The organism is Sphingomonas sp. S2M10 (assembly GCF_012650175.1).
Classification (GTDB): Bacteria; Pseudomonadota; Alphaproteobacteria; order Sphingomonadales; family Sphingomonadaceae; genus Sphingomonas.
The window spans coordinates 1-25,818 of sequence record NZ_JAAILI010000008.1 but is presented as its reverse complement, the minus strand read 5'-3'; the positions used below and the strand labels follow the sequence as shown (position 1 = coordinate 25,818).

Annotated in this window: 28 protein-coding genes; 17 read left to right on the top strand and 11 right to left on the bottom strand. The window is 66.7% G+C overall.

Annotation, left to right across the window (positions count from 1 at the left end):
• Positions 1-55 precede the first annotated feature (55 nt).
• Positions 56-679, top strand: coding sequence for a superoxide dismutase (locus tag S2M10_RS01650; RefSeq protein ID WP_168844562.1), 624 nt, complete (start codon positions 56-58; stop codon positions 677-679).
• Positions 680-719: 40 nt separating this feature from the next.
• On the opposite strand, the gene S2M10_RS01645 is transcribed toward S2M10_RS01650, so the two are convergent.
• The 4 genes from S2M10_RS01645 to mtaB are packed head-to-tail and all read right to left on the bottom strand — an operon-like array spanning position 720 to position 5,259.
• Positions 720-2,477: a chloride channel protein gene (locus tag S2M10_RS01645; protein ID WP_168844561.1), complete on the bottom strand. Its 1,758-nt coding sequence runs from the start codon at positions 2,475-2,477 to the stop codon at positions 720-722.
• A gap of 7 nt (positions 2,478-2,484) precedes the next feature.
• On the bottom strand, positions 2,485-3,108 hold the full coding sequence (locus tag S2M10_RS01640; protein ID WP_168844560.1) for a septation protein A: 624 nt from the start codon (positions 3,106-3,108) through the stop codon (positions 2,485-2,487).
• Positions 3,101-4,036, bottom strand: a complete 936-nt coding sequence (gene ftsY / locus S2M10_RS01635; protein WP_168844559.1) for a signal recognition particle-docking protein FtsY — start codon at positions 4,034-4,036, stop codon at positions 3,101-3,103. Before ftsY ends, S2M10_RS01640 begins: the two co-directional genes overlap by 8 nt.
• Positions 4,033-5,259: a tRNA (N(6)-L-threonylcarbamoyladenosine(37)-C(2))-methylthiotransferase MtaB gene (mtaB, locus tag S2M10_RS01630; protein WP_168844558.1), complete on the bottom strand. Its 1,227-nt coding sequence runs from the start codon at positions 5,257-5,259 to the stop codon at positions 4,033-4,035. The genes ftsY and mtaB overlap by 4 nt, the downstream gene beginning before the upstream one ends.
• Here mtaB and S2M10_RS01625 point away from each other — a divergent pair.
• Complete coding sequence (locus S2M10_RS01625) at positions 5,258-5,836, top strand: DUF924 family protein (protein WP_168844557.1); 579 nt, start codon at positions 5,258-5,260, stop codon at positions 5,834-5,836. The genes mtaB and S2M10_RS01625 overlap by 2 nt on opposite strands.
• On the opposite strand, the gene S2M10_RS01620 is transcribed toward S2M10_RS01625, so the two are convergent.
• Positions 5,811-7,409 carry an EAL domain-containing protein gene (locus tag S2M10_RS01620; RefSeq protein ID WP_168844556.1) on the bottom strand — a complete coding sequence of 533 codons (1,599 nt, stop codon included), beginning with the start codon at positions 7,407-7,409 and terminating at the stop codon, positions 5,811-5,813. The two genes, S2M10_RS01625 and S2M10_RS01620, sit on opposite strands and share 26 nt — an antisense overlap.
• Before the next feature lie 236 nt (positions 7,410-7,645).
• Between S2M10_RS01620 and ffh the strand changes: the two genes are divergently transcribed.
• Genes ffh through S2M10_RS01595 form a run of 5 tightly spaced genes read left to right on the top strand, consistent with a single transcriptional unit; the run spans position 7,646 to position 11,569 of the window.
• On the top strand, positions 7,646-9,127 hold the full coding sequence (ffh, locus tag S2M10_RS01615; RefSeq protein ID WP_168844555.1) for a signal recognition particle protein: 1,482 nt from the start codon (positions 7,646-7,648) through the stop codon (positions 9,125-9,127).
• A 48-nt stretch (positions 9,128-9,175) separates the two neighbouring features.
• The gene (gene rpsP, locus S2M10_RS01610; RefSeq protein WP_183049368.1) at positions 9,176-9,562 is read left to right on the top strand and encodes a 30S ribosomal protein S16; all 387 of its coding nucleotides are present in this window, start codon (positions 9,176-9,178) and stop codon (positions 9,560-9,562) included.
• A gap of 57 nt (positions 9,563-9,619) precedes the next feature.
• Entirely contained in the window at positions 9,620-10,120 is a 501-nt protein-coding gene (rimM, locus tag S2M10_RS01605) for a ribosome maturation factor RimM (RefSeq protein WP_168844554.1), read from the top strand.
• 39 nt (positions 10,121-10,159) lie between these two features.
• Positions 10,160-10,744 carry a hypothetical protein gene (locus tag S2M10_RS01600; protein WP_168844553.1) on the top strand — a complete coding sequence of 195 codons (585 nt, stop codon included), beginning with the start codon at positions 10,160-10,162 and terminating at the stop codon, positions 10,742-10,744.
• 3 nt (positions 10,745-10,747) lie between these two features.
• Positions 10,748-11,569, top strand: coding sequence for a TIGR04222 domain-containing membrane protein (locus S2M10_RS01595; protein WP_168844552.1), 822 nt, complete (start codon positions 10,748-10,750; stop codon positions 11,567-11,569).
• Here S2M10_RS01595 and S2M10_RS01590 read toward each other — a convergent pair.
• Positions 11,566-12,468 carry an NAD(P)/FAD-dependent oxidoreductase gene (locus S2M10_RS01590; protein ID WP_168844551.1) on the bottom strand — a complete coding sequence of 301 codons (903 nt, stop codon included), beginning with the start codon at positions 12,466-12,468 and terminating at the stop codon, positions 11,566-11,568. The genes S2M10_RS01595 and S2M10_RS01590 overlap by 4 nt on opposite strands.
• Before the next feature lie 60 nt (positions 12,469-12,528).
• Here S2M10_RS01590 and S2M10_RS01585 point away from each other — a divergent pair, with 60 nt between their 5' ends.
• Genes S2M10_RS01585 through rplS form a run of 5 tightly spaced genes read left to right on the top strand, consistent with a single transcriptional unit; the run spans position 12,529 to position 14,720 of the window.
• Positions 12,529-12,897: a PIN domain-containing protein gene (locus tag S2M10_RS01585; protein WP_168844550.1), complete on the top strand. Its 369-nt coding sequence runs from the start codon at positions 12,529-12,531 to the stop codon at positions 12,895-12,897.
• A gap of 55 nt (positions 12,898-12,952) precedes the next feature.
• The gene (locus S2M10_RS01580) at positions 12,953-13,225 is read left to right on the top strand and encodes an AbrB/MazE/SpoVT family DNA-binding domain-containing protein (RefSeq protein WP_168844549.1); all 273 of its coding nucleotides are present in this window, start codon (positions 12,953-12,955) and stop codon (positions 13,223-13,225) included.
• A complete protein-coding gene (locus S2M10_RS01575) occupies positions 13,218-13,601 on the top strand; it encodes a type II toxin-antitoxin system VapC family toxin (RefSeq protein ID WP_168844548.1) in 384 nt (127 codons plus the stop codon). Before S2M10_RS01580 ends, S2M10_RS01575 begins: the two co-directional genes overlap by 8 nt.
• The gene (gene trmD / locus S2M10_RS01570) at positions 13,598-14,332 is read left to right on the top strand and encodes a tRNA (guanosine(37)-N1)-methyltransferase TrmD (protein WP_168844547.1); all 735 of its coding nucleotides are present in this window, start codon (positions 13,598-13,600) and stop codon (positions 14,330-14,332) included. The genes S2M10_RS01575 and trmD overlap by 4 nt, the downstream gene beginning before the upstream one ends.
• A gap of 1 nt (position 14,333) precedes the next feature.
• A complete protein-coding gene (gene rplS, locus S2M10_RS01565) occupies positions 14,334-14,720 on the top strand; it encodes a 50S ribosomal protein L19 (protein WP_084579883.1) in 387 nt (128 codons plus the stop codon).
• 383 nt (positions 14,721-15,103) lie between these two features.
• Here the strand turns inward: rplS and S2M10_RS01560 are convergent, their stop codons facing one another.
• Entirely contained in the window at positions 15,104-15,454 is a 351-nt protein-coding gene (locus S2M10_RS01560) for a hypothetical protein (RefSeq protein ID WP_247650555.1), read from the bottom strand.
• Positions 15,455-15,865: 411 nt separating this feature from the next.
• Here S2M10_RS01560 and S2M10_RS01555 point away from each other — a divergent pair, with 411 nt between their 5' ends.
• Entirely contained in the window at positions 15,866-16,192 is a 327-nt protein-coding gene (locus tag S2M10_RS01555) for a GAF domain-containing protein (protein WP_168844546.1), read from the top strand.
• Positions 16,193-16,234: 42 nt separating this feature from the next.
• On the opposite strand, the gene S2M10_RS01550 is transcribed toward S2M10_RS01555, so the two are convergent.
• Positions 16,235-16,528 (bottom strand): hypothetical protein, encoded by a 294-nt coding sequence (locus tag S2M10_RS01550; RefSeq protein ID WP_168844545.1) that lies wholly within the window; start codon positions 16,526-16,528, stop codon positions 16,235-16,237.
• Positions 16,529-16,917: 389 nt separating this feature from the next.
• On the opposite strand from S2M10_RS01550, the gene S2M10_RS01545 reads away from it, so the two are divergent.
• From S2M10_RS01545 to S2M10_RS01535, 3 genes are all read left to right on the top strand, one after another.
• Positions 16,918-19,095 (top strand): DPP IV N-terminal domain-containing protein, encoded by a 2,178-nt coding sequence (locus S2M10_RS01545; protein ID WP_247650609.1) that lies wholly within the window; start codon positions 16,918-16,920, stop codon positions 19,093-19,095.
• 129 nt (positions 19,096-19,224) lie between these two features.
• The gene (locus tag S2M10_RS01540) at positions 19,225-21,087 is read left to right on the top strand and encodes a methyl-accepting chemotaxis protein (protein WP_348770511.1); all 1,863 of its coding nucleotides are present in this window, start codon (positions 19,225-19,227) and stop codon (positions 21,085-21,087) included.
• 346 nt (positions 21,088-21,433) lie between these two features.
• Positions 21,434-22,459, top strand: a complete 1,026-nt coding sequence (locus S2M10_RS01535; RefSeq protein WP_168844543.1) for an aspartate-semialdehyde dehydrogenase — start codon at positions 21,434-21,436, stop codon at positions 22,457-22,459.
• A 181-nt stretch (positions 22,460-22,640) separates the two neighbouring features.
• Here the strand turns inward: S2M10_RS01535 and dcd are convergent, their stop codons facing one another.
• From dcd to S2M10_RS01520, 3 genes are read right to left on the bottom strand one after another with little or no spacing between them, the layout of a single operon-like run.
• On the bottom strand, positions 22,641-23,195 hold the full coding sequence (gene dcd, locus S2M10_RS01530) for a dCTP deaminase (protein ID WP_168844542.1): 555 nt from the start codon (positions 23,193-23,195) through the stop codon (positions 22,641-22,643).
• A 32-nt stretch (positions 23,196-23,227) separates the two neighbouring features.
• Complete coding sequence (locus S2M10_RS01525) at positions 23,228-23,677, bottom strand: cytidine deaminase (RefSeq protein WP_168844541.1); 450 nt, start codon at positions 23,675-23,677, stop codon at positions 23,228-23,230.
• Between the two features lie 5 nt (positions 23,678-23,682).
• Positions 23,683-24,165 (bottom strand): UPF0262 family protein, encoded by a 483-nt coding sequence (locus tag S2M10_RS01520; RefSeq protein ID WP_168845069.1) that lies wholly within the window; start codon positions 24,163-24,165, stop codon positions 23,683-23,685.
• Positions 24,166-24,247: 82 nt separating this feature from the next.
• Here S2M10_RS01520 and S2M10_RS01515 point away from each other — a divergent pair, with 82 nt between their 5' ends.
• Positions 24,248-25,744, top strand: coding sequence for a replicative DNA helicase (locus S2M10_RS01515; protein ID WP_168844540.1), 1,497 nt, complete (start codon positions 24,248-24,250; stop codon positions 25,742-25,744).
• Positions 25,745-25,818: the final 74 nt, after the last annotated feature.

The following is a 25,818-nucleotide window of genomic DNA, read 5'->3' as shown; positions in this document are numbered from 1 at the left end:
CCGTCCCATGCGTTAGGCGAGCGGACAAAGCTTACCAATGCCCAAGGAGCATGACATGGCCTTCGAACTTCCCGAACTGCCGTACGCCAAGGACGCGCTCGCGCCGCACATGTCGGCCGAGACCTTTGACTTCCACCATGGCAAGCACCACAAGGCCTATGTCGACAATTGCAACAAGCTGCTTGCCGACATCCCCGAGCTGGCCGGCGCGAAGCTGACGGACGTGATCGCCTATGCCAAGGACAAGGGCAACAAGGGCCTGTTCAACAACAGCTCGCAGATCTGGAACCACAGCTTCTTCTGGCAGTGCCTGACGCCGGACTATGCGGCGCCCACCGGCAAGCTGGCCGAGATGATCGACCGCGATTTCGGCAGCCACGACGCGCTGCTCGAGAAGCTGAAGGCTGAGTCCGTCGGCCATTTCGCCAGCGGCTGGGGCTGGCTGGTGCTTGACGGCGACACGCTGAAGGTCACCTCGTTCCATGACGGCGATTCGCCTGTCGCGCACGGCGTGAAGCCGCTGTTCACGATCGACGTGTGGGAACACGCCTATTACATCGACTATCGCAACGCGCGTCCGTCGTTCGTCGACACCATTCTGACCAAGCTGGTGAACTGGGACTTCGTCGCCCAGAATCTCGACGGCGAGGGCGCCGCCCGCGCCGACCAGCAGGGCTGATGCTCGATTTGTCCCTCCGCCCGGTTGTCGGGCGGGGGGATCAACTTTCCCCGTACAGGTCGCGCTGGGCCTTCTCCAGCTCTTCGGCGTAGCGGCGGCGCGCATGGCTCTCGGTGATCAGCCCCAGCACCTGCCCGTCGCTTGAAATCACCGCCAGATCGTCCGCCACGCTCGCGTTGAAGGCTTCCAGCACTTCCGCGATCGTCATGTCCGGCGAGAGTGCGCGATCCACGAACTTCGCCACGCTGCCGGCGCGCGCTGCCTGATCGGCGGAGGGGCTCCAAACCGCTGCGGTCTCGGCGATGCCAGCATAATGCCCGCTTGCGTCCAGCAGCACCACGCGCTTGGTCGAGCCTAGGGGGAAGCGGGCGCGGAAGGTGGCGATGTCGGTGTCGGCGGCAATGGTCGCCACGTCGCGCCGCATCATCCGTGCGGCGGTCAGACCGCGAACCCAGCCCACGTCGCGCCCGCTGCGCAGTGTCTCGCCCCGCAGATGCAGCCGCCAGGTCGAGAAGCTGTAGCCGAATGCCTCCCGCACGATCGTGCTGGCGATCAGGGTCGACGCGATGGTGACGCCGGTGATGCCGAAGTCGTGGGTTACCTCCAGCACCAGCAGCGACATCGTCATCGGCCCGCCGACGACCGCGACGGCGAGTGCGGCCATGCCGACCACCGCCGCGTCATCTGCGGCGAGCGGGTGGAGGCCGGGAATCCCGGCGAGCGTCAGCTGATAGAAGCGGCCGATCAGCGAGCCTAGGAACAGTGACGCGAAGAACAGGCCGCCGCGGAAGCCGAAGCCCAGCGACACCGCCGAGCCGAGCAGCTTGAGCAGGATCACCACCGCCAGCGAGCCGATCGTCGCCTGTGCGGCGAGGTTGATATCGAGCGCGCCGTGGCCGCTCGACAGCACTTGCGGGGAAAACAGGGCGAGGGGGATCATCAACAGGCCGCCGACCATCGGCGACCAGGCGGGTGTGATCGGGCTACGGCGAACGCCGGCCTCGACCAGCGCCACGAGCCGCATCAGCGCGATGCCGAAGCCCGCGCATAGCAGGCCGAGCAGCGCGAAGAGAATATAGTCTGCGGTGCCGATCGGGTGCGCGGCGCCGGCGCTGAGGATATAGGGATGGATGCCGAACGTGCGGGCAATCAGCGCGGCCGTCAGCGAGGCGAGCACCACCGGTGCTACGATGGCGGGGGTGTAGGCGCCCAGCACGATCTCGAAGGCGTAGAAGGCGCCGGTGAGCGGCGCGCCGAATGCGGCGCCCAGGCCCGCACCGGCACCGGCCGCCATCAGCGTGCGCAGGTCGGCGCGGCGCAGCTTCAGCCGCTGACCCAGCAGCGAGGCGAGGCCGCCGCCGGCCTGCGCATAGGCCGCCTCCAGCCCCACCGAGGCGCCGAAACCATTGGAGAGCAGGGTCTGGCCGACCACGGTGGCAGAGTCGCGGCCGGGAATGCGGCCGCCATGCAGCGCATTGGCCTCCACCACGTCGATCGTCTTGCGGCGGCGTAGCAGCCAGATGCTGAGGCCGAGCAGCGCGCCGCCGATCGGCAGCGCCAGCAGCCGCAGCGGCGCAAGGTGGCTGGCGGCACTCAGATGCTCGCCCACGGCCAATCCGAACAACAACCGCTGCATGCCGCGCGCGGTCTGCCCTATCGCGATCGCGGCGAGACTGGCGGCCGCACCGACACCGACCGCCAGCACCAGGAAAAGCAGCGAGTTCGAGCGGATCTGCCGGCGCAATCCGTTCGCCGCGCGCACCGCGTGGAAGGTCGCCGGATGGCGCGGCAGCCCCATGGCGAGATCAGCCCTCCGGTGGGACGGGTGCGTCCTCGGGCTTTTCAAGCTGCAGGCCGTGGCGCAGCAGCATCGGGATGTTGGCGATGGCGAATACCAGCGTCAACGGAATCACCACCCAGGTCTTGAAGGTCACCCAGCGATCCCAGTCGAGCATGTGGCGCATGACTTCGTTGAGCACCGCCATCGCGACGAAGAAGACGGTCCAGTTGATCGTCAGCAGCCGCCAGCCCTTGCCGCTCAGGCCGGGATAGGCGGATTCGAGCATCGTCTGGAGCAGCGGCTTGTTGGTGATCAGGCCATAGCCCAGGATCACCGCGAACATCGCATAGACGATGGTCGGCTTGACCTGGATGAAGGTCTGGTCGTGATAATAGAGGGTCAGTCCACCGAACACGAGCACGAGCACGCCGGTGATCCACAGCATCGGCGACACATGGCGGGTCTTCCACCACGAGACGGCGATCGCCACCGCCATCGCGATCATGAAGGCCAGGGTGGCGGTGAGGATGCGCTGGAGCTGGATTCCCGGCGCGAGGCTGTTGACCGCGAAGAACACGATCAGCGGGCCGTAATCGAGCGCCATGCGCAGCCCGGCCGAGGCCTTGGGGCGGGGGGCTGCCTCAGCCATGCGCCACCTCGTCCACGCCGGCGATGATGCGGGCCACTTCCTTCGCGTCGAAGCCGCGCAGGTCGTCGACCTTCTCGCCGACGCCGATCGCGTGGATCGGCAGGCCGTATTTCTCCGCCGCCGCGACCAGCACGCCGCCGCGCGCGGTGCCGTCGAGCTTGGTCATGACCAGACCGGTCACGCCCGCCACTTCCTTGAACACCTCGATCTGGTTGAGCGCGTTCTGGCCGGTGGTGGCGTCGAGCACCAGCACCACGTCGTGCGGGGCGGCCGGATTGAGGCGGCCGAGCACGCGGCGGACCTTGGCCAGCTCGTCCATCAGCTCGCGCTTGTTCTGCAGGCGGCCGGCGGTGTCGACGATCAGCACGTCGGTGCCGATCTCGGTCGCACGCTTCACCGCTTCGAACACGATGCCGGCGGCGTCGCCGCCCTCGGCACCCGAGACGATCGGCACGCCGATCCGATCCGCCCAGGTCTTGAGCTGGCCGATCGCGGCGGCGCGGAAGGTGTCGCCCGCGGCCAGCATCACGCTGTAATCCTGCTCGAGCAGCTGGTTGGCGAGCTTGGCGATCGTCGTCGTCTTGCCCGATCCGTTGACGCCGATGACGAGGATCACCTGCGGGCGCGGGAACGCCTCGATCTCGAGCGGCCTGGCGACCGGCTCCAGCACCTTGGCAACTTCCTCGGCGACGATCACGCGGATGCCGAGTTCCTCCAGATTGCGCTCGAACTGCCCCTCGGCAAGCCGCGCGCGCACCTTGGCGGCGGTGGCGGGGCCGAGGTCCGAGGCGATCAGCGCCTCCTCGATTTCGTCCAGCGTCGCCTCGTCCAATCGGGCGAGCGACAGGCCGGCGAGGTTGCCGAGCAGCCGGTCCGACGTCTTGCGAAAGCCGCCGAGCAGCTTTTCATGCCAGCCGGGCCCGCTCATGCGACCAGCTTTCCGTCTTCGACGCGTGCAATCGTCACGTTCACCGTTTCTCCAGTCTGCCGTGGGGCGGTCAGCCGCACCTCGGCGAAATTCTTTGCATGGCCGCGGTCGCCCGGGCGCTCGACCAGCACCTGCTGGCGGCTGCCGACCAGGGTTTCCAGCCAGCGTGCCCGCTGCTCCGCCGCTGCGGTGCGCAGCCTGGCGGCGCGATCGCGGATCGTGGCGGGCGCCACCTGCGGCATGCGTGCGGCGGGCGTGCCGGCGCGCGGGCTATAGGGGAAGATATGCGCATGCACCACGCCGCAATCCGCGATCAGGGCGAGCGTGTTGGCGAACATGCGATCGTCCTCGGTCGGAAAGCCGGCGATCAGGTCGGCGCCGATCGCGATTTCGGGCCGCGCGGCGCGGAGGCGCTCGGCCAGCGCCACCGATTGCGCGCGGCTGTGGCGGCGCTTCATGCGCTTGAGGATCATGTCGTCGCCCGCCTGGAGCGATAGATGGACGTGCGGCATCACGCGCGGCTCCTGGGTGAGCAGCGCGAACAGCCGGTCGTCGACTTCGATCCCGTCGAGCGAAGAGAGACGGAGCCGCTTCAGGCTCGGGACGTGCTTCAGGATGCGCTCCACGAGCAAACCTAGAGTGGGAGCGCCCGGCAGATCATGGCCATAGCTGGTGAGATCGACGCCGGTCAGCACCACCTCGCCATGTGCCTCGGCGAGCAGCGCAATCCGATCGATCACGGCGCCGGCGGGCACCGAGCGGCTGTTGCCGCGCCCGAAGGGGATGGCGCAGAAGGTGCAGCGATGGTCGCAGCCATTCTGCACCTCGACGAAGGCGCGGGCATGGGTGGAGAAGCTGGCTGCGAGGTGCGGCGCGGTTTCGCGCACGGCGAGGATGTCCTGTACCTGCACCTTGGCCTCGGACGCCCAGGCTTCCGGCAGCAGCTTCTCCGCATTGCCGATCACCCGGTCCACTTCGGGCATCGCCGCAAAGGCCTGGGGATCGATCTGCGCCGCGCAGCCGGTGACCACCAGCTCGGCATCCGGCCGTTCGCGGCGCGCGCGGCGGATCGCCTGGCGGGTCTGCTTCACCGCTTCGTTGGTGACGGCGCAGCTGTTCACCACGATCGCATCACGTCCCGTCAGCAGCGCACGGATCGACTCGCCTTCGGCTAGGTTCAGCCGGCAACCCATGTTAAGGATGAGAGGCGAGGAGAGGGACATGGCCAGCGATCTAAGGACGCCGATCGCAGAAGTCCAACACCGGGCCCGGCAGGTGCTGGCGTTCTGGTTCGACGCGCTGCTGCCGGAACAATGGTTCACCAAGTCCGACGGGCTGGATCAGGAGATAGCGGACCTGTTCGGCGATCTTCGAGATGCCGTGTTGGCGGACGGTGCCGCTTCGTGGGACGACGACCCCGAAACGCTGCTCGCGGCCGTGATCCTGCTCGATCAGTTCTCGCGCAACATGTATCGCGGGCAGGCCGAGGCCTTTGCCGGCGACGCGCTGGCCCAGCGAATGTCCAGGCTCGCGGTGGAACGCGGCTGGGACGCGTCGATGCCCAAGGAGCATCGCCAGTTTCTCTACCTGCCGTTCGAACATGCCGAGGATGCCGAGCTCCAGGCGCTCAGCCTGCGCTGCTTCGCTGCGCTGGAGGACGAGGAACTGATGGCGTACGCCCGCGATCATGCCGAGGTGTTCCGCCGCTTCGGGCGCTTCCCCGGCCGCAATGAGGCGCTGGGGCGTATCTCCACGCCCGACGAGCTCGACTATCTCAGCCAGCCTGGAGCTGGGTGGTAGCGTCGCCGCCCTCCAGCCGGGGGGCGGGCTGGAGGATCAGCCGCCGCTCGGCGAGCAGACGCCGGGCGCCCGCGATCGACAGCGGCTTGCCGTACAGCCAGCCCTGCGCCTTGGCGCAACCGATGGCGCGCAGCCGCTCCTCGATCGCGGCGTCTTCCACGCCCTCTGCGGTGATCGGCAGGTTGAGGCTCTCCCCCAGCCGCAGGATCGTGTGGACGATCGCGGCGGATTCCGCGCTCTGATTAAGCGACAGGATGAAGCTCTTGTCGATCTTGATCCGGTCGAAGGGCAGGGCGCGCAGGTGCGCGAGCGACGAATAGCCGGTGCCGAAGTCGTCGAGCGCCAGCCGCACGCCCTGGTTCTTGAGGCTGCCGACGATCGACTGGGCGAGCGGCAGATTGTCGAACAGCGCGCTTTCGGTGATCTCCACCTCCAGCCGGCTTGCCGGGAAGCCGGTTTCGGTCAGTACCTTGATGATCTTTTGCGCCAGCCACGCATCGCGCAGCTGCACCGGCGAAATGTTGACCGAGAGGCTGAGCCCGGGATCCCAATCGCGTGCGGCGTGGAAGGCCTGGCGCATGATCGAAAGCGAGAGATCCGCGATCAGCCCCGTTTCCTCCGCAACGGGGATGAAGCGATCGGGCGGGATCATGCCGTGGCTGGGGTGCTCCCACCGGGCCAGCACCTCGAACCCGTGCAGCCGCCCGCTCGCGAGATCCACCTGCTGTTCGAAATAGGGCGTGATCTCCTGTCGCGGGATCGCCGTGCGCAGACCGCTTTCGAGCGCGCCACGCACCTGCAGCGCGCGTTCCATCGCCGGATCAAACCATGCAAAGCGATTCTTCCCCGCCCGCTGCGCCTGGTGCATCGCGATGTCGGCGGTACGCAACAGCGCGTCGACATTGGGACAGTCGAAGTCCGAGCGGGCAATGCCGAGCGAGCAACTGACATGGAGGGACAATCCCTCCACGTCGAACGGCTCGGCCAATCGCGCGACGATGCGCTCGGCGACCCGTTCCACCGCTGCGGGGTCCCGCGCATCGAAAGGAAAGGCGCAGCCGAATTCGTCCACGCCCAATCGACCCGCCAGCGCCATCGGCGGCAACGCCCGGACGATTTCCTGCGCGACCTGCTGGATCAGCGCATCGCCCACGGCATGGCCGTGCAGATCGCTGATCGCCTTGAAACGGTCCAGGTCCAGCACGAGCATCGCCACGGCCTGATGTCGCCGATGCGCCCGGGCGAACATCGCCGCGCCCTCTTCGATCAGGCTGTTTCGCTGGAGGAAGCCGGTCAGCAGGTCGCGGCTCGTCAGGCTGTGCACCCGCTCGCTATGACCCGAGTGCGCCTGAAGCGCGACGAGGCGCCGCCAGCAGAGCAGGACCAGCGCGAGGTGAAGGCCCTGCGCGGCCAGCAGCCAGCCGCTCACCGCCGCGCTCTCGACATAGTCGAAGGCCAGCACCGCGCCGGTGGTGACGGCGAGCAGCACCGAGGCAAGGCCCAGTGCGCTGAAGGCCGCAGCACTGCGGCCCTTGCGGCGTGCCTCCCGATCCTGATGCTGTTGCCGCGTCATCGACGCACCGGGCCCCTCATGCTTTCAAAGCGGCATTCTCCCACGCCATGCGTGTAGATCAGGTTAAACCCTGGGAGGTTGCTTTCTACCGCAACTGCCGCTAAGGGGACCCACCGTTCCTCCGTGGACGCGAGACATTTGCCACCCCAAGGGGTGACGCCGGCCGACGAGGTTTCGTCCGCCGGCGTGTTTTGCGTTTGGCGGGACAATGGCTGATTTGGAGTGATCTGGGCATCATGTTCGAGAGTTTGAGCGATCGGCTGGGCGGCGTTTTCGAGCGCCTGCGCGGACGTGGCGCGCTCGCCGAGGCCGATGTCCGGACCGCGATGCGCGAAGTGCGCGTGGCGCTGCTGGAAGCGGACGTCGCGCTGCCCGTCGCCCGCGAGTTCGTCGACAAGGTAACCGAGCAGGCCGTCGGCCAGCAGGTGCTGCGGTCGGTCACGCCGGGCCAGCAGGTCGTCAAGATCGTTCATGACGCGCTGGTCGACATGCTCGGCGCCGATACCGCCGAACTGCATATCGACGTCACGCCGCCGGCGGTGATCATGCTGGTCGGTCTGCAGGGCTCGGGCAAGACCACCACCACCGCCAAGCTTGCCAAGTTGCTGAAGAAGCAGGGCAAGAAGGTGATGATGGCGTCGCTGGACGTCAACCGCCCGGCCGCGCAGGAGCAGTTGGCGGTGCTCGGCACCCAGACCGAGGTGGCGACGCTGCCGATCGTCACCGGCCAGCAGCCGGTCGACATCGCCCGCCGTGCGCTCCAGTCGGCGAAGCTCCAGGGCTTCGACGTGGTGATGCTCGACACCGCCGGCCGTCTCCACGTCGATCAGGCGCTGATGGACGAGATGAAGGCCGTGGCCGACATCTCCAAGCCCCAGGAAATCCTGCTCGTCGTCGACTCGCTCACCGGCCAGGACGCGGTGAACGTCGCCAGCAACTTCTCGGCGCAGGTGCCGCTGACCGGCGTGATCCTGACGCGTATGGACGGCGATGCGCGCGGCGGTGCGGCGCTGTCGATGCGCGCGGTCACTGGACAGCCGATCAAGTTTGCGGGCATGGGCGAGAAGCTCGACCAGATCGAGCCGTTCCACCCCAAGCGCGTCGCCGGCCGCATCCTCGGCATGGGCGACGTCGTCAGCCTGGTCGAGCGCGCCGCGGCGTCGATCGAGCAGGAAGACGCCGAGCGCATGGCGAACCGGCTCGCCAAGGGCCAGTTCGACATGAACGACCTGCGCGCGCAGCTGAACCAGATGCGCAAGATGGGCGGCATCGGCGCGCTGGCGGGGATGATCCCGGGCATGAAGAAGGCGCAGGCCGCAGTCGACCAGGTCGGCGGCGACAAGGTGCTGATCCGCATGGACGCGATCATCGGTTCGATGACTCCCAAGGAGCGCGCCAAGCCCGAACTGCTCAACGCCAAGCGCAAGATCCGCATTGCCAAGGGCTCCGGCCTGACCGTGCAGGACGTCAACAAGCTCATCAAGATGCATCAGGAGATGCAGACCGCGATGAAGCGCCTGAAGAAGATGGGCGGCCTGAAGGGCATGATGGGCATGCTCGCCAAGGGCGGCCCGGGCGGCGGCATGGGCGGCATCGGTGCGGCCCTGGGCGGCGCCGATATGGGCGAGATGATGGACAAGGTGGGCGCCGGCCTGCCGGGTCTGCCGGGCGGCGCCAAGCTGCCGCCGGGCTTCGAGAATCTGCTGAAGAAAAAGTAATTTAGTTCAACCTGTTTCAATCGTATCTCTAGAAGGAAGTGAAGTAGAATGGCTCTCTCCATGCGTCTGTCGCGCGGCGGCTCCAAGAAGCGCCCGTACTACCGGATCGTCGTTGCCGACGCCCGTGCGCCCCGCGACGGCAAGTTCATCGAGAAGATCGGCACCTATAACCCGCTGCTCGCCAAGGATTCGGCCGAGCGCGTGAAGCTGGACGACGAGCGCGCCAAGTACTGGCTGAGCGTCGGCGCGCAGCCGACCGATCGCGTTGCCCGCTTCCTCGACGCCGCCGGCGTCAAGGAGCGTGCGGCCCGCAACAACCCGAACAAGGCGGTTCCGGGCGAGAAGGCCAAGGAGCGCGCCGAGGAGCGTGCCGAGAAGGCCAAGGCGGCCGCCGAAGCCGCTGCCGCCCCGGCCGAAGAGACCGCCGAGGCCTGAGGCTGAACGTCCCTCCCGCGCATCGTAGCGGGAGGGATGCTCGTGCGTCGCTACGAAATGGCAGAAGCTTCCGCTCCCTCTACCCGCGGCGACCGCCCGGTGACGCTTGCCGCCGTAATCGGCGCGCACGGCATCGCCGGCGAGGTGCGGCTGAAGGTGTTCGCCGAGGATCTGGCGGCGCACAAAAGCTTCAACGGCGGCACGCTGACGCTCAAGTCGGTGCGCGGGGGATCCAATGGCGTGATCGCCCGCTTCGCCGAAGTGGCCGATCGCAACGCTGCCGAGGCACTGCGCGGCACCGAACTGACGGTGCCGCGCTCCGCCCTCCCGCCGCTGGGCGAGGGCGAATATTACCATATCGACCTGCTCGAGCTGCCCGTTGTGGGTGAGGATGGGGCAGCGATCGGCCGCGTCGTCGCGATCGACGATTATGGCGCGGGCGACGTGATCGAAATCGAACGCCCCGACGGCAAGCGCTTCATGGTGCCGATGCGGCCCGAGGCGGTGCCGGTCTGGGATGACGAGAAGCTCGTCGTCGCCAGTACATTCGTCGAGTAACGCTCGACACGAATTTCCTAGTATGATACTGGGAAATGAATGCAAGCGCCCCTGGGCCCGCATGAACCCCGTGCCGACCACCCGGTCTGGAAGGCGCTCTCCCATTACATCGTCGGCCCTGAAGACGCTGCGCTGTCGTTCGTGGAGCGGCTGGCGCGCGAGAATGGCTGGCGCCGCGATCATGCCGAGCGCGTTTTCGAGGAATATCGCCGCTTCTGCTTCTTGGCGGTGACCGCCGGTCATGTCGTGACGCCCTCCGATCCGGTGGACCAGGCCTGGCACCTGCACCTTGCCTATACGCGCGACTATTGGGAGCGTTTCTGCCCGCAAGTGCTGGGCCGGCCGCTCCACCATGGGCCGACCGCGGGCGGCGCGGCGGAGCAGCATCGCTTCTTTCTCCAATATACCGAGACGCTGCGCAGCTATGAGCGCGCCTTCGGCCCCCCGCCCGCGGATCTGTGGCCCGACGCGGGGCGGCGACTGACGCAGGACCACAAGGCGCGCCGCGTGCACCCGCGCGACGCCTTCATCGTGCCGCGCCGGCACGCCGGCATTGCCGCAGCCCTGTTCGGGCTGGCGATTGTCGCCGGATCATTGGGTGTGATGCTCCTGGGGAGTGGATGAATCATGACACTCGGACCCTTCGATCTTTCGGGCGGGCCGTTTCTTCTTTTATACACCGCGCTCTTCTTGATGGCCGGGATCACCAGCCGCCGCCTTTCGAACGCGCTGCGGCCGTCCGGTCGGCCCTTGTCCCGGCTGAGCGACGACGAACTGGCGCTGCTGGCGGGCGGCTTGCCGCGCCACAGTGAATTGCTCGCCGCGCAACTGCTCGTGGCGGGGCACCTCACCATCGATGACGCGCGATCTCTGTCGCTCGCCGACGATGCGCCTGCTACGCCGGCCGCCCGCGCGCTGCGGGAGTTGAGGCCGCCGCTTCGCTGGCATGCCCTTGAGAGGGCGCTCAAAGGCCTCGGCCACGCTACCGAATGGCGGCTGCTCGAGCGCGGGCTGTTGCTTACGGCGGATGAGGGCTGGCGTCTCCGCCTTGCCCAAGCCGCGCCCTTCGTGCTGCTCGCCGGCTTCGGCCTGATCAAGCTGGGGATCGGCGAGGCGCGGGGTCGACCGGTGGCATTTCTTACCCTCGCGCTGATCGTCACCATCCTGGTCGCCGTGATCCGCATCGTGGCGCTGGACCCACGCACCCGTGCGGGACAGGCTGCGCTCGCAGCGGCGCGAACGCGACATGCACGGCTGCGACGTGGACCGACGGCGTCGGAACTAGGGCTGGGCGTGGCGCTGTTCGGGACGGTGGTGCTGATCGGATCTGGCTGGGAAAATCTGCACCGTTTGCGGACGGCCGGAAGCGACGGCGGCGGTAGTGACGGCGGGGGCAGCGATGGCGGGGGTTGCGATGGCGGGTCCGGCTGCGGAGGTTGCAGCAGCTAGCGCCACAACGGTGCCTCCGCGTTGAGCATGTTGCGGATCGTCGTGGCTGCGACGCCGGCCTCGCCCATCGCATGGCTGATCTGGTCGAGCCCTTTCGCCACGTCGCCCGCGGCGAACAGGCCGGGAAGCGAGGTGCGCTGGTGGTCGTCTACTTCCAGGCAGCCGCGCTCGTCGGCGCGGGCGCCGGCCTCAACCGCAAGTTCGGAGCGGATATGCGAGCCGAGCGCAGGGTAGAGGCTGTCAAAAGCGAGATGGCCGCCCTCGGCCGAAAGCGCGAGTTGCTCGCGTTCGATCGCCCAACCGCCGACCGGACCGTCGATCAGTGCAACGCCGGCCGCCGCCAACTGGGCACTCTGGTCCGGCGGCAGGTCGTGCCGATCGGGGGCAATCAGCGTCACGTCGCGCGTGAAGCTGCGGATGAACAGCGCCTCGCGCGCAGCATGCTCGCCGGTGCCGTACACGGCGACGCGGCGGTCGGTCACCTCATAGCCATCGCACACCGGGCAATAGCGGATCCGGCCCTGCGCCAGCGCGGCATCGTGGAGGTCGTCGGGCATGGGTGGGCGGTGGTTGACCACGCCGGTGGCAAGCAATACCGATCGTGCCCGGATCTCGCGATCGGCGATCCGCACCGCGAAGCCGCGTTCCGCCGCCCGCAGGCCCGTGACTTTCGCTGCCTCGCGCACCATCCCGTATTTCTCGGCCTGCGCGCGCATGGCGGCGAGCAGGTCGAGACCCGACACCCCGTCGGGATATCCGGCATGGTTGTGCGTGCACGGGATCAGCGCGGCGCGGCTCGATCCGCAGTCGAACAGGCGGATCTTCAGATGGTAGCGGCTGAGGTAGATCGCGGCGGTGAGCCCCGCCGGACCGCCGCCGATGATGATGCAATCGTCCATGGCGCCGCAGCGCTTGGGGTGCGCGACAGGTTCCGTGGAGGGGTGCTAGGGGGGGGGGGCATGGCTGCACCCGACTACCTGCTCGATACCTGTGTCTGCATCCGGCTGCTGCGCGGCGGCGGGGCGCCGGTCGCGCGGCGGATCGCGGCGGCCGCGCCGGGCGCCATTGCGATCTCCGCGATCAGCCTCGCCGAGCTGGTGGACGGCGCAGGACCGCGGAGCGCGGGTCTGGAGGCTTTCATCGCGCAGGTGCCGGTGCTGGGCTTCGATGCCGTGGCGGCGCGGGCGTTCCCGGCGGCGCGGGCCGCCCGCGGCCGGCACGACCGGCTGATCGCCGCGCACGCCCTGGCCATTGGCGCGACCCTCGTCACCCATAATGGACGCGATTTTCGCGCCGTGCCGGGGCTGCGGATCGAGGACTGGTTCTGAGCGCGTTGCAGGATGGCGCGAATGTATATACATTCGGTATATACGGAGGCGACGCATGGGCCAGGAATATCGCGCCAGGATCTTCAAGTCGGGCAATTCGCTGGCGCTGCGTCTGCCCAAGGCGCTGGGCTTCAAGGAAGGCGCCGAAGTCGTGCTGCGCGAGGAGCGTCGGGGCTTCTCGATCGAGCCGGTGGACGGCGAGGAGAAGATCGACCTTACCGGCATTGCAGGCGCGCTGCCGTGGCTGAAGCCGATTCCGCCCGAGGAGCGCGAGATCGAGGAGCGGGCGCTCGATTGGGAAGGTCGCAGGCTGCGGCGTGATGGCTGAACCGCGCTTCCTCCTCGACACCAACATCTGCATCTATGTCCTGAACGAAGCGCAAGGCGCGGCGGCGCGGGCGGTGGAGGCGCAGGCAAAGGGCAGCGTGGTGAGTTCAACGATCGTGCTGGCAGAAGTGCTGCGCGGGGTGCCCGCCGACGACGCGGCCGTACGACAGATCGTCGAGCGCTTCTTCCGCCTGGTTAAGCCGCTTACATTCGACGCCGCTGCCGCCGAGGCCTATGCCCGGTTGCCGTTCCGGCGTGCCCGCCTCGACCGGCTGATCGCGGCGCAGGCGCTTGCCGCCGGCCTTACGCTGATCACCAACAACGAACGGGATTTCGCCGACATCCCCGACCTTCAAATCGAGAACTGGACGCTGTGACCTTCGCCGCTACCGTTTTGACGCTCTATCCCGAGATGTTCCCCGGGCCGCTGGGGATCTCGCTCGCCGGGCGGGGCCTGCGCGAGGGGCTGTGGTCGCTCGATACCGTGCAGATCCGCGACTTCGCCACCGACAAGCATCGCTCGGTCGACGACACGCCGGCCGGGGGCGGGGCGGGGATGGTGCTGCGCGCCGATGTGCTGGCCTCCGCGATCGATAGCATCGCGCGGGAAGGGCGCCCGTTGCTGGCGATGACCCCCCGCGGGCGGCCGTTGACCCAGGAGCGTGTGCGCGACCTCGCGGCGGGTCGGGGTGCTATCGTGCTGTGCGGCCGCTTCGAGGGCTTTGACGAGCGCATCTTCGAAGCGCGCGACATCGAGGAAGTCTCGATCGGCGACTATATCCTCTCCGGCGGCGAAATGGCGGCGTTGACGCTGCTCGATGCTTGCATTCGGCTCGTTCCCGGCGTAATGGGCGCGGCTTCCAGCGGCATGGACGAGAGCTTCGAAACGGGGCTGCTCGAATATCCGCAATATACCCGACCTGTCGAATGGGAAGGGCGCACGATCCCCGAAGTGCTGCGATCGGGGGATCATGCGAGGATCGAAGCCTGGCGACGCGCCATGGCGGAGACCGATACACGGCTAAGGAGGCCGGATCTTTGGGAACGCCATGAGGGCGTTCGGGTCCAGTCTCCCTCTGGCGCGCGGCGAAAACATGGGACTGACTGAGATGAACCTCATCCAGACGCTCGAAGCCGAGCAGATTGCCAAGTTCAACGAAGCCAAGAAGATTCCGGAATTCCGCCCGGGCGACACCGTCCGCATCGGTGTGAAGGTCGTCGAAGGCGATCGTACCCGCGTGCAGAACTTCGAAGGCGTGTGCATCGCGCGCGCCAACAAGGGCATGGGTTCGAACTTCACCGTCCGCAAGATCTCGTTCGGTGAAGGCGTGGAGCGCGTATTCCCGCTCTATTCGCCGAACATCGATTCGATCGAGGTCGTGCGCCGCGGTGTCGTGCGTCGTGCGAAGCTCTATTATCTGCGTGGTCGTACCGGCAAGTCGGCGCGTATCGCCGAGCGCCGCGACACCCGCACCGAGGCGCAGGCCGCCGAATAAGGCCGGCCTTCCCAGGAACGCGAAGGGCGTGCGGACCGACAGGTTCGCGCGCCCTTTTCTGTGCGGCCGGTAGGAGGGGACGAGATGCCGCGCGGCGCGAGCCCTTCGCCCGAAGCAGCAACGCTGCCGAGGATGGAAACGGGCAGCTCGGCTGGCGGCATGAGGGCGGCGCCAGGCAGATGCGCCATTGTGGAGGAGCGCGGCCGATCTGGCGGCCAAGGGATTCCAGCTCTATTGGTGAGACGCAAGTCTCTCGCAGCCGCCTCTCGACCTTCCGCGGTCGTCCGAAGCCTTTCGGTGCCGGGGGGCTCTGCCGATTGCCCGCCGTCGTCTGCTCATACGTGGCGAATGCGGGAACTGCGCGGCAGAAGCGCGTCGTACGCTCAGGCTGCGGCGCGGAAGCTCTGATTCTGCAGGACCGCGCGGCCGCGCGCGGTGAGCGCGGCGTCGCGAACCTCCGGACCGCCGATGCCGATCAGCAGCGCCTCATAGGCGAGCAGCCCGCGGTCGCAGAGTCCCTGGACGGCTGCGATGAACGCGTGGTGATGGTCCAGCGATGCGCCAAGGTCGAGCGCCATCGGCGTCAGGGTCGCGCTCCCCGGCCAGCTGCGCTGCAGCGCCCCGGCGATCGCAGCGATGCAGCGCGAATCGAGTGCGCCAAGCGCCTCGCCGGCTTCCCCGCTCATCGACATCAGGTCCTCCTCAACAACATGGTCCACATGCCGTTCGACCATTCGGAAGAGCCGCAATGGGCCTCATCCGAACAGCGATCCTGAACTGCATGCATCAGAACCACGCCATCGACCCTTGGCCGGTTCCGCAACATTCCTAATCCACACGCAATGCGAATCGGTTTTTCCGTATCCGCATGCATGCTGTGGCGCATCATTTACGCTGCTAGGCAAAATCTGCCTAGATGGGGTTTACATCCGAAACGAATTTACCGGTTGATAACTTCTTCGCCTCGTCTCGATCTGAAACACGGCCGAGGTCCAGCGCCGGTAGGAATGCCAATGGTACAATCCCGTACTCCCCGGAATGCCGCGAGTCGCATAGCATACAACCGTTTTCACCAGGGTATGTCTATGTCGAGTTGGAGTTTGGCGAAGTCGCCGCGCGCGGGGTGCTCCCTGCAGAACAGCGATATGCGGCCGGAAGTGAGTCGCATCGTGCGCGCCGCCGTTGCCCTGCTGCGCTGCGACGTGGCGGTGCTTCACACCGATGGGCACATGGTCCTCGCCGCTGCCGATGGGTTGCGGGCCGAGGAAACGGCGCGGCGCCTGGCCGATCCGATCGAGGCGCTCGCCCTGGGTTATCGCAGCCAACTTTCGGTGCCTTTGTGGCGCGACGGCCACCGCGTCGGCGCCCTGGCCGTGCTGGGTCGAAACGAGCGCGCGTTCGACGATGCGGACATCGCCCTGCTCCGCGCCCTCGCCGCGCGCCTGAACCGCGGCCCGCGCAGCATCCACTGATCGACGCACCCGCTCGTCGGCGCGACACCGCATCGATGGCGTTCAGTTTGTCCGGTCGGACTCATCGGCAAGCATGGCGCGCCCCCGAGCGGTGAGGGTCGCATCGACCAGCATCGGCCCGTCGCTGTTGAAGACGAGCGCTTCGTAGCTCAGAAATCCCGCGTCGCTGAGCGACTCGACCAGGCCGAGGAAATCGGCCGCACCCGTTGCCTCACCATCCAGGCCGACATCCGCCGGCGTCAGCAGGGTAGACCCCGGCCAATGCTCCTGCAGCAGCCGCGTAGCGCACGCTACCGGAGCACCCGTTCGCATCCTGCCGAGACGATCCACGGACATGCGGTACTTCTCCTGACCGGTGGCGCACAGCCATTTCAAGGCTCCGGCGCCGGCGCGGTCTTTTCGGTAACTTACGTGAATGCCATATTAACATAATTTCGTCTCGCGTCGAGGCGGTTTATTCGGGTTCATGAAGGTCTTTGACTCAACTCTGCTTTTCCGAGCCATATAAATAACTTGCGTCAGCATCTGGCCTCGGTGCGGTCGCATTGGAAGACGACCGGGCAATGTGTGGGGTGGAACCCTTCGCCGGTGCGGGTGGGGCCTTTACGCGCCGGGCCGCGACGATAAACCATCGCGACCGGCCACTGGGTGCCGGCTTGGCGGAGTGTTGGATGCGCAAATGGATGCTGGGCGTTGCCGGAGCGGCGATCGCGATGGGGGTAGGCATGGCTGAAGGCACGGCCCACGCGCAGACCACGCAGCCGCTGACGCTGCAGCGGGTCTTCGGCAGCCCCTCGCTGGACGGCCCCGCGCCCCGGGCGGTGCAGCTGTCGCCCGACGGCAGATATCTGACGTTGCTGCGCAACCGCGACGAGGATCGCGAACGCTATGACCTGTGGGCGCTGGATACCGCCAGCGGCCAGTGGCGCATGCTGGTCGATTCCAAGAAGCTGGGGTCTGGGGCGGAACTGTCGGAAGCCGAGAAGATGCAGCGCGAGCGGGCGCGCATCGGCGGCACCAAAGGCATCGTCAGCTATGACTGGGCGCCCGACGGGCAATCGATCCTGGTGCCGCTCGACGGCGAGCTGTTCCGGGCGCGACTGACCGGCGAGATCGACAAGCTTCCCGCCGCGGCGGGGGCGAAGCTCAACGCGGCGCTGAGCCCGGCGGGCAAGTTCGCCAGCTATGTGCAGGATCAGAATCTGATCGTGATGGATCTGGCCCGCGGCAAGACGGTGCAGGTGACGCCCGATGGTGCCGGCACGGTGCACTGGGGCGAGGCCGAGTTCGTCGCGCAGGAGGAAATGGCGCGAAGCGACGGCTATTGGTGGGCGCCGAACGACGCCTATGTCGCCGTCGAGAGGTTCGATGCGGCACCGGTCGGCATCGTCACGCGTGCCGCGATCGGCGCGGAAGGGACCAGCATCGTCCAGCAGCGCTATCCCAAGGCCGGCACGCCCAATGCGCTGGTCGAGCTGTATGTGCTCGATCCGACCGGCCAGAAGCGGGTGAAGGTCGATCTCGGGCCCGATCGCGACATCTATCTTGCACGCGTCGACTGGGCGCCGGACGGCAAGACGCTCTACGTCCAGCGCGAGAACCGGGCGCAGACACAGTTGGACCTGCTCGCCGTCGACCCCGCCACCGGTGCTGCGCGCCTGCTGTTCAGCGAAACGGCCGCACCGAAAAGCTGGATCAACCTCAGCTACGGGCTCAAGCCGCTCGAGGACGGGAGCCTGATCTGGTGGTCGGAACGCGATGGCCATGGCCATCTCTATCGCTGGCAGGCGGGCACGTTCACCCAGCTCACCAAGGGCCCGTGGGAAGTCGCGCCCGACGGGATCAGCGTCGACCAGAAACAGGGCCGCCTCTACTTCCAGGGCAACAAGGACGATGTGCTCGAGCGGCATCTCTACTGGGTGGATTACCGCAAGCCCGCCGCGATCACCCGGCTGACCGAGCGGGGCTGGTGGAATGCGGCGAGCATGGACGCCAGCGGCACCCGCGCGATCGTCAGTCGGTCGAATCCGAACCAGCCGCGCCAGGTGTATCTCGCCGATGCCAATGGCAAGCGCATCGCCTGGGTGCAGGAAAACGCCGTCAGCGATCCGAAGCACCCATACCGGCCCTATCTCCCGGCGCATCGCGAGCGGACGTTCGGCACGATCAAGGGCCCGGATGGTACCGACCTTCACTGGGAGATGATCACGCCCAGACTGGAGCCCGGCAAGCGCTACCCGGTGTTCTTCCAGCATTATGGCGGCCCGCACGTCCAGACGGTGAGCCGCGCCTGGGGTGGTTCGCTCCAGCAATATCTGGTGCAGCACGGCTATATCTGGTTCCAGATCGACAATCGCGGCTCGGCCAATCGCGGCGTTGCCTTCGAAAGCGCGATCTGGCAGGCGATGGGCAGCGTGGAGGTGCAGGATCAGCTTGCGGGTGCGGCCTATCTGAAGACTCTGCCCTTCGTCGATCCGAAGCGGATCGCCACCTATGGCTGGTCCTATGGCGGCTACATGACGCTGAAGATGCTGGAAGCCGCGCCGGGCATCTTTGCCGCGGGCGTCTCCGGCGCGCCGGTGACCCGGTGGGAATTGTACGACACCCATTATACCGAGCGCTACATGGGCGATCCACGCAAGGTGCCGGCAGCCTACAAGGCGTCCAGTACGCTTGGCGAGGCGGCGAAGATCACGGATCCGCTGCTGATGATCCACGGCATGTCCGACGACAATGTCGTGCTGGAGAATGGCACCGCGATGTACGCCGCGCTCCAGCAGCAGAAGGTGCCGTTCGAGATGATGCTCTATCCGGGCCAGACGCACCGGGTTGGCGGACCCGGTATCAGCGAGCATTTGTGGAATACCATTCTCGGTTTCCTTGATCGCGCCTTGACCAAGTAAAGACCTACGACCTCAACCGGATACGTAGAATACCCGGGGGCGTGTCGCCGCAGTGCGACACGCCCTCTTTCTATAATGCGCTGGTGGGAGATCTGCGCCCCTTCTGGGGGTGCCTAGGAGGAACTGAGCGTGCAATTCCTGGCCAATCTCAAAATCCAGTTCAAGATCATGATGATGCTTGGCTTGCTTGGCATCGTTACGCTTGGCGTTGCCTGGTATGGCGGCAGCGTCATGAAGACGATCGACACGGGTTATTCGGAGCTGACCAACGTCAAGCTGCCGGACACAGCGAAGCTGATCCGCGTCAATCGCCTTGGCTACGCGATGATGTATTCGGGCTACAAGACGCTCGCCTATGACGGCAACTCGCCCCAGGCGAAGAAGGCCGCAGCGGATGAGATCGAGGCCTACAAGCAGGCCAAGCAGTATCTGGGCGAAGTCATGGCGCAGGAAAAGGATAGCACCGCCGACGTCCAGGCGATCGAAGCGGTGCTGGACGAGCTGCATGCGCTGCTGGGGCCGGCCATCGAGATGGGCCTTGCCAACAACAATGCAGCTGCGCAGGCACAACTCGCCAAGGCCGACGGCCTGGCGGATCAGCTCACCACGAAAAGCAGGACCTACAATGATCGCCGTGTCGCGGAAGGCATGAAGCAGTCCGATGCCATGAGCGCCTCCGCGGCCAGTGCGGGGATGATGCTTCTGGGCGTTGCGGTGGTTGCAATCATCGGCGCGATGGGCCTCGCCGTCTTCGTCACCCGCGCGCAGATCGCGGGGCCGCTCACCCGGCTGCAGGATGCGATGCGCGCCCTGGCCGGCGGCGAGAACCATGTCGCCATCCCGGGCACCGAGCGTTCGGATGAAGTGGGCGGCATGGCCAAGTCGGTCCTCATCTTCAAGGAAGCGGCGCTGCGACAGGAGGAGCTCGCCGAAGCCAAGAAGCGTGCGGACGCTGCGCAGGCGCTCGTGGTGGAAACGCTGGAGGACCGGTTGGGCAAGCTGGCCGGTGGTGATCTCACCGCGACCATCGAGACCCGCTTCGACACCGAATATGACGGGCTGAAGCAGAACTTCAACGCGGCCGTTTCCGCGCTCCGCGAACTGATCACGGCGGTGATCGAGAGCGCCGAGACGATCTCGACCGGCTCGGCCGAGATCGCCCAGGCCAGCGAGGATCTTGCCCGCCGCACCGAGGGCGCCGCCGCCAGCCTGGAGGAGACCTCGGCCGCCGTCAGCCAGATGGACCAGCGCATCAAGGCGACCGCGACGGCTGCGACCAAGACCGTCGAGCGCGCCACCGGTGCCATCGGCGTGGTCGACTCCGGCCGCAGCGTCGCCGACGAGGCGATGCAGGCGATGAGCCGCGTTTCGGAAAGCGCCAAGGGCATCGACAACGTCATCGAGGGGCTCGACAAGATCGCCTTCCAGACCCGCGTTCTGGCGATGAACGCGGCGGTGGAAGCCGGCCGGGCAGGGGAGGCAGGCCGTGGCTTCGCGGTCGTCGCCGATCTCGTCTCTGCCCTGGCGATGCGCGCGGAAGAAGAAGCCGGCCGCGCCCGCGACCAGCTGACCGCCACGCAGACAGACATCAACGCCGCGGTCGACATGGTGCGCCGCGTGGATAGCGCGCTCGGCGCGATCGTCGGCGATGTGAACGAGGTCCACTCGCTGCTCGAGACCATGGCCCAGGACAATCAGGTCCAGGCCACCGCCGTCACCCAGGTGGCGACGGCCGTGAACAGCATCGACCAGACCACGCAGCAGAACGCGGCGATGGTGGAGCAGACCTCGGCTGCCGCCCGCAATCTGAGCTCGGAAGTCAACGCGCTGACCGAGCAGGCCTCGCGCTTCAACGCGGGCGACCGCAGCCACCGCAAGCCGGTGCGGTCGAAGGTGCATGCGATGCCGGTCGCGTCGAATGCCCCGCACGTCGCGACCGTTACCGCCGTGAAGCAGACGAGTGCAGCGGTGGAGGAATGGGCGAGCTTCTGAGATCGCCTGTTTCGTACGTCCTGCTGATCGCAGCAACCAAAGGCTCGCCCTTGTCGGACTGACGAGGGCGAGCCTGAATGTCTATGGCCGCAGCGCCATCTACGACACGCGCCGCGGCATCATGTTGCGCAGAATCAGGCTCGCAACGCAGCATTGTTTCTGCTAGTCGCGCTTCCCATGCTTCGAAAACGCGCCACATCCACGCGAATTATCCCGCGCCCGTAATCCGGGCGCGATAGCTGCGCTTTATGCAGCGAAGCAGCGGAATGCTGGTGCATTCCATCCTCCATCCCCACTACAGAGCCTTCGCGCCGCCTTCTCCGGCGTGGGCAAGAAAGAGGTACAAATGGGTTACCGTGTCGTCGTCGCAGGCGCCACCGGCAATGTCGGTCGCGAAATGCTCAACATCTTGGCCGAGCGGGAATTTCCGATCGACGATCTCGCCGTGCTGGCGTCGTCGCGTTCGACCGGCGACATGGTGGACTTCGGCGAGACCGGCAAACAGTACAAGGTCCAGAATATCGAGCATTTCGATCCCACCGGCTGGGACATCGCGCTGTTCGCGATCGGCTCCGAAGGCAGCGCGATCTATGCACCGAAGTTCGCGGCCGCGGGCTGCACGGTAATCGACAATGCCTCGCTCTACCGCATGGATCCGGACGTGCCGCTGATCGTGCCGGAGGTGAACCCCGAGGCGATCGACGGCTACAAGGCGCGCAACATCATCGCCAACCCGAACTGCTCGACCGCGCAGATGGTGGTGGCGCTCAAGCCGCTGCACGATGCCGCCAAGATCAATCGCGTGGTGGTCGCGACCTACCAGTCGGTGTCGGGCGCGGGCAAGGCAGGCATGGACGAGCTTTTCAACCAGAGCCGCGCGATCTTCGTCGGCGACCAGGTGGAGCCGGCCAAGTTCACCAAGCAGATCGCGTTCAACGTGATCCCGCACATCGACAGCTTCCTCGACGACGGTTCGACCAAGGAAGAGTTCAAGATGGTCGCCGAGACCAAGAAGATCCTCGATCCCAAGGTCAAGGTGACCGCCACCTGCGTGCGGGTGCCGGTGTTCGTCGGCCATTCGGAAGCGATCAACATCGAGTTCGAGAACGAGCTCTCGGCCGAGGACGCGCAGAAGATCCTGCGCGAGGCGCCGGGGATCATGCTCGTCGATAAGCGCGAGAATGGCGGGTACGTGACGCCGATCGAGTGCGTCGGCGAATATGCGACCTATGTCAGCCGCGTGCGCGAGGATTCGACCGTGGAGAACGGCCTGTCGCTCTGGTGCGTGTCGGACAATCTTCGGAAGGGCGCGGCGCTGAACGCGGTGCAGATCGCGGAACTGCTCGGGCGGCGGCATCTGCAGAAGGCGTAAGCTAGGCGCCAATCCGAAAGCGTCTCCTCCCTCGCGCAAGCGGGGGAGGGGGACCGCTCGGCGCAGCCGAGTGGTGTAGGGGGAACACGGCCGAAGTCGCAGCAAGCCCCTTCACCACCGCCTTCGGCGGCGGTCCCCCTCCCCCGGCTTCGCCGAGGGAGGAAACGCTATTTCGATGCATTCAAAGCCGCGGCAGCGTCACCCCGCGCTGGCCCATATATTTGCCGGCACGGTCGGCATAGCTCGTTTCACACGGCTGCTCGCCCTTGAGGAACAGGAACTGGCAGGCGCCTTCATTGGCGTAGATCTTGGCCGGGAGCGGCGTGGTGTTGGAGAACTCCAGCGTCACATGGCCTTCCCATTCGGGCTCGAGCGGCGTCACGTTGACGATGATCCCGCAGCGCGCATAGGTCGACTTGCCGAGGCAGATCACCAGCGTATCGCGCGGCACCCGGAAATACTCCACCGTCCGCGCGAGCGCGAAGCTGTTCGGCGGGATCACGCAGACATCGGTCTTGCGGTCGACGAAGCTGTTGGCGTCGAAATTCTTCGGATCCACCACCGCGCTGTCGACATTGGTGAAGATCTTGAACTCGTCGGCCACGCGCGCGTCATAGCCATAGGAGGAAAGGCCGTAGCTGATGCACCCCTCGCGCCGCTGGCTCTCGACAAAGGGCTCGATCATGCGGTGGTTGAGCGCCTGCTCGCGAATCCAGCGATCGGAAAGAATGGACATGGCGCGGGTAGTGCGGGGGAGGGGGCGCGGCGTCAAGCGATCCCCAGATCCCCCGGCCCGAAGGCGTGGGGCAGCAGCTCGGACAAGCGGTAGCTGGCCACCGCATCCCCCTCGGCCGCGCCGCAATGGACGGGCAGGTCGCGTTTTCCCAGCTGTGCCGCCTCGTTGATCACTTGCCGGCAGCGCCCGCAGGGGCTGACCGGCGCGGTGCCCGTCGGTGCGCCGTCCGGCCCGATCGGTCCGCCGATCACCGCGATCTCCGCCACGTCGCGCAAGCGCCCCTGCGCCGAGACCGTCGCCAGCGCCACCGTCTCGGCGCAGAGCGACAGGCCATAGCTGGCATTCTCGAAATTGGCGCCGGTCACCACCGTGCCGTCGGTCAGCAGCACCGCGGCGCCCACGCCGAAGTTGGAATAGGGCGCATGCGCGTTGCGCGCGGCGGCACGCGCGGCGGCGATCAGCGCGCTGGTGTCGGTTGTCATGAAAGTCATCCCTTGATGTGGAGCACGCAGATCAGCGTGAACAGCCGCCGCGCGGTGTCGAAATCGACGTCGATCTTGCCCTCCAGCGCCGTCCGCAACAGCTCGGCGCTGTCGTTGTGGATGCCCCGACGCGCCATGTCGACCGTTTCGATCTGCGCGGGCGTGGCGGCGCGGATCGCCTGGTAATAGCTGTCGCAGATCGCGAAATAGTCGCGGATCGGCCGGCGGAAGCGGGCGAGGCCGAGTATGATCGTCTCCAGCGGCGTATCGTCCGCTCGCTTGATCGCCAAGGCCAGCCGGCCTTCCTCCACGCTGATATGCAGCTTGTACGGCCCGGCATAGCCATCGGCCTGCGCGCGCTGGGGGGCGAAGTGGTTGTCCTCGAGCAGATCGTAGATCGCGATCCGCCGTTCCTGCTCGATATCCGCCGAGCGCCACAGGATCGTGCGCTCGTCGAGGGTCACGTCGATGATCCGCGGATCGGCCATAGGTCCCAGCTTTGGAAGCATTCCCCGTTTTCCACAAGCCATGCCGGTTGCCGTACCCTCCGCATTGGCCGATGAGGGAGGGATGGCACAGCCGATCCCCTTTCCTGCACCCGAGCCCCAAGAGGGCCTGAGTCTCCCGCAAAATGTCGAAGCCGAGGCAGCCCTGCTCGGCGCGATGATGATCGACAACCGAGTCGCCGAGGACGTGCTCCAGAAGCTGCGCCCCGAGCATTTCTTCGAGCCGCTGCACGGCCGCATCTATGAGCAGATCGCCCAACTGGTCGGCGACAACCGCCTCGCCACCCCGGTGACGCTGCGCCCGCTGTTCGCCAACGATCCGGCGATGAAGGAGCTGGGCGGCCCGGCCTATCTCGCCCAGCTGACCGGCAACCCGGCCAGCCTGATCGGCGCGCGCTCCTTCGCCGACCAGATCTACGATCTCGCCCAGCTCCGCGCGCTGGTGGATGTGGGCCGCGGCATGGTGGAGGGTGCGCTCGACACCAGCCAGGACATCAACCCCTCCAAGCAGATCGAGCAGGCCGAACTTCGCCTCTACCAGGTCGCCGAGCAGGGCGATTCGGAAGCCGGGGTGAAGTCCTTCACCCGCGCCGCGACGCTGGCGGTGAAGCAGGCCGAAAAGGCGATGAACTCGGGCGGCGGCATCTCGGGCATCACCACGGGGCTCAGCGACCTCAACGCCTCGACCGGCGGTTTCAACCGATCGGACCTGCTGATCCTCGCCGGCCGCCCCGGCATGGGCAAGACCTCGCTCGCCACCAACATCGCGTTCAACGCCGCCAAGCGCTACATGGACGATCTCGACGCGGGCATCGCCGAAGAGAAGTCGATCGGCGCGCCGGTGGCGTTCTTCAGCCTCGAAATGTCGGCCGACCAGCTGGCGATGCGTATCCTCTCCGAACAGGCCGAGGTCGTCTCGGAAAAGCTGCGTACCGGCCAGCTGAGCAACGCCGAGTTCCAGAAGTTCGCGCGCGCCGCGGGCGATCTGGAGCGGCTGCCCTTGTACATCGACGACACGCCGGGCCTCACCATCGCGGCGCTGCGCACCCGCGCGCGGCGGCTCAAGCGCCAGCACAAGATCGGCATGGTGATCGTCGACTATCTCCAGCTGCTCACCGGCTCGGCCAAGGCCTCGGGCGACGGGCGCGTGCAGGAAATCTCGGAGATTTCGCGCGGCCTCAAGACGCTGGCCAAGGAGCTACATGTGCCGGTGCTGGCCCTCTCCCAGCTGAGCCGCGCGGTGGAAAGCCGCGAGGACAAGCGCCCGCAGCTCTCCGACCTTCGCGAATCCGGCTCGATCGAGCAGGACGCCGATATCGTGCTGTTCGTGTATCGCGACGAATATTATCACGACTTCAAGGCGCCCACGAAGATCCCCGACGGCACCGAGACTGCCGAGGAGCGCATGGCCTATGAGGAATGGCAGGCGCGCCAGTTGGAAGTGGCCAACAAGGCGACGGTGATCATCGCCAAGCAGCGCCATGGTGCCACGGGGTCGGTGCACATGCGCTTCGACCGGCAGTTCACCAAGTTCAGCGATCTGGCGCCGGAGGGGTATTGAGAAGGACTGGCGGCTGAGCCTGCCAAGCCCCTCCCCTTCAGGGGAGGGGTTGGGGTGGGGGACATCGCTTGGAG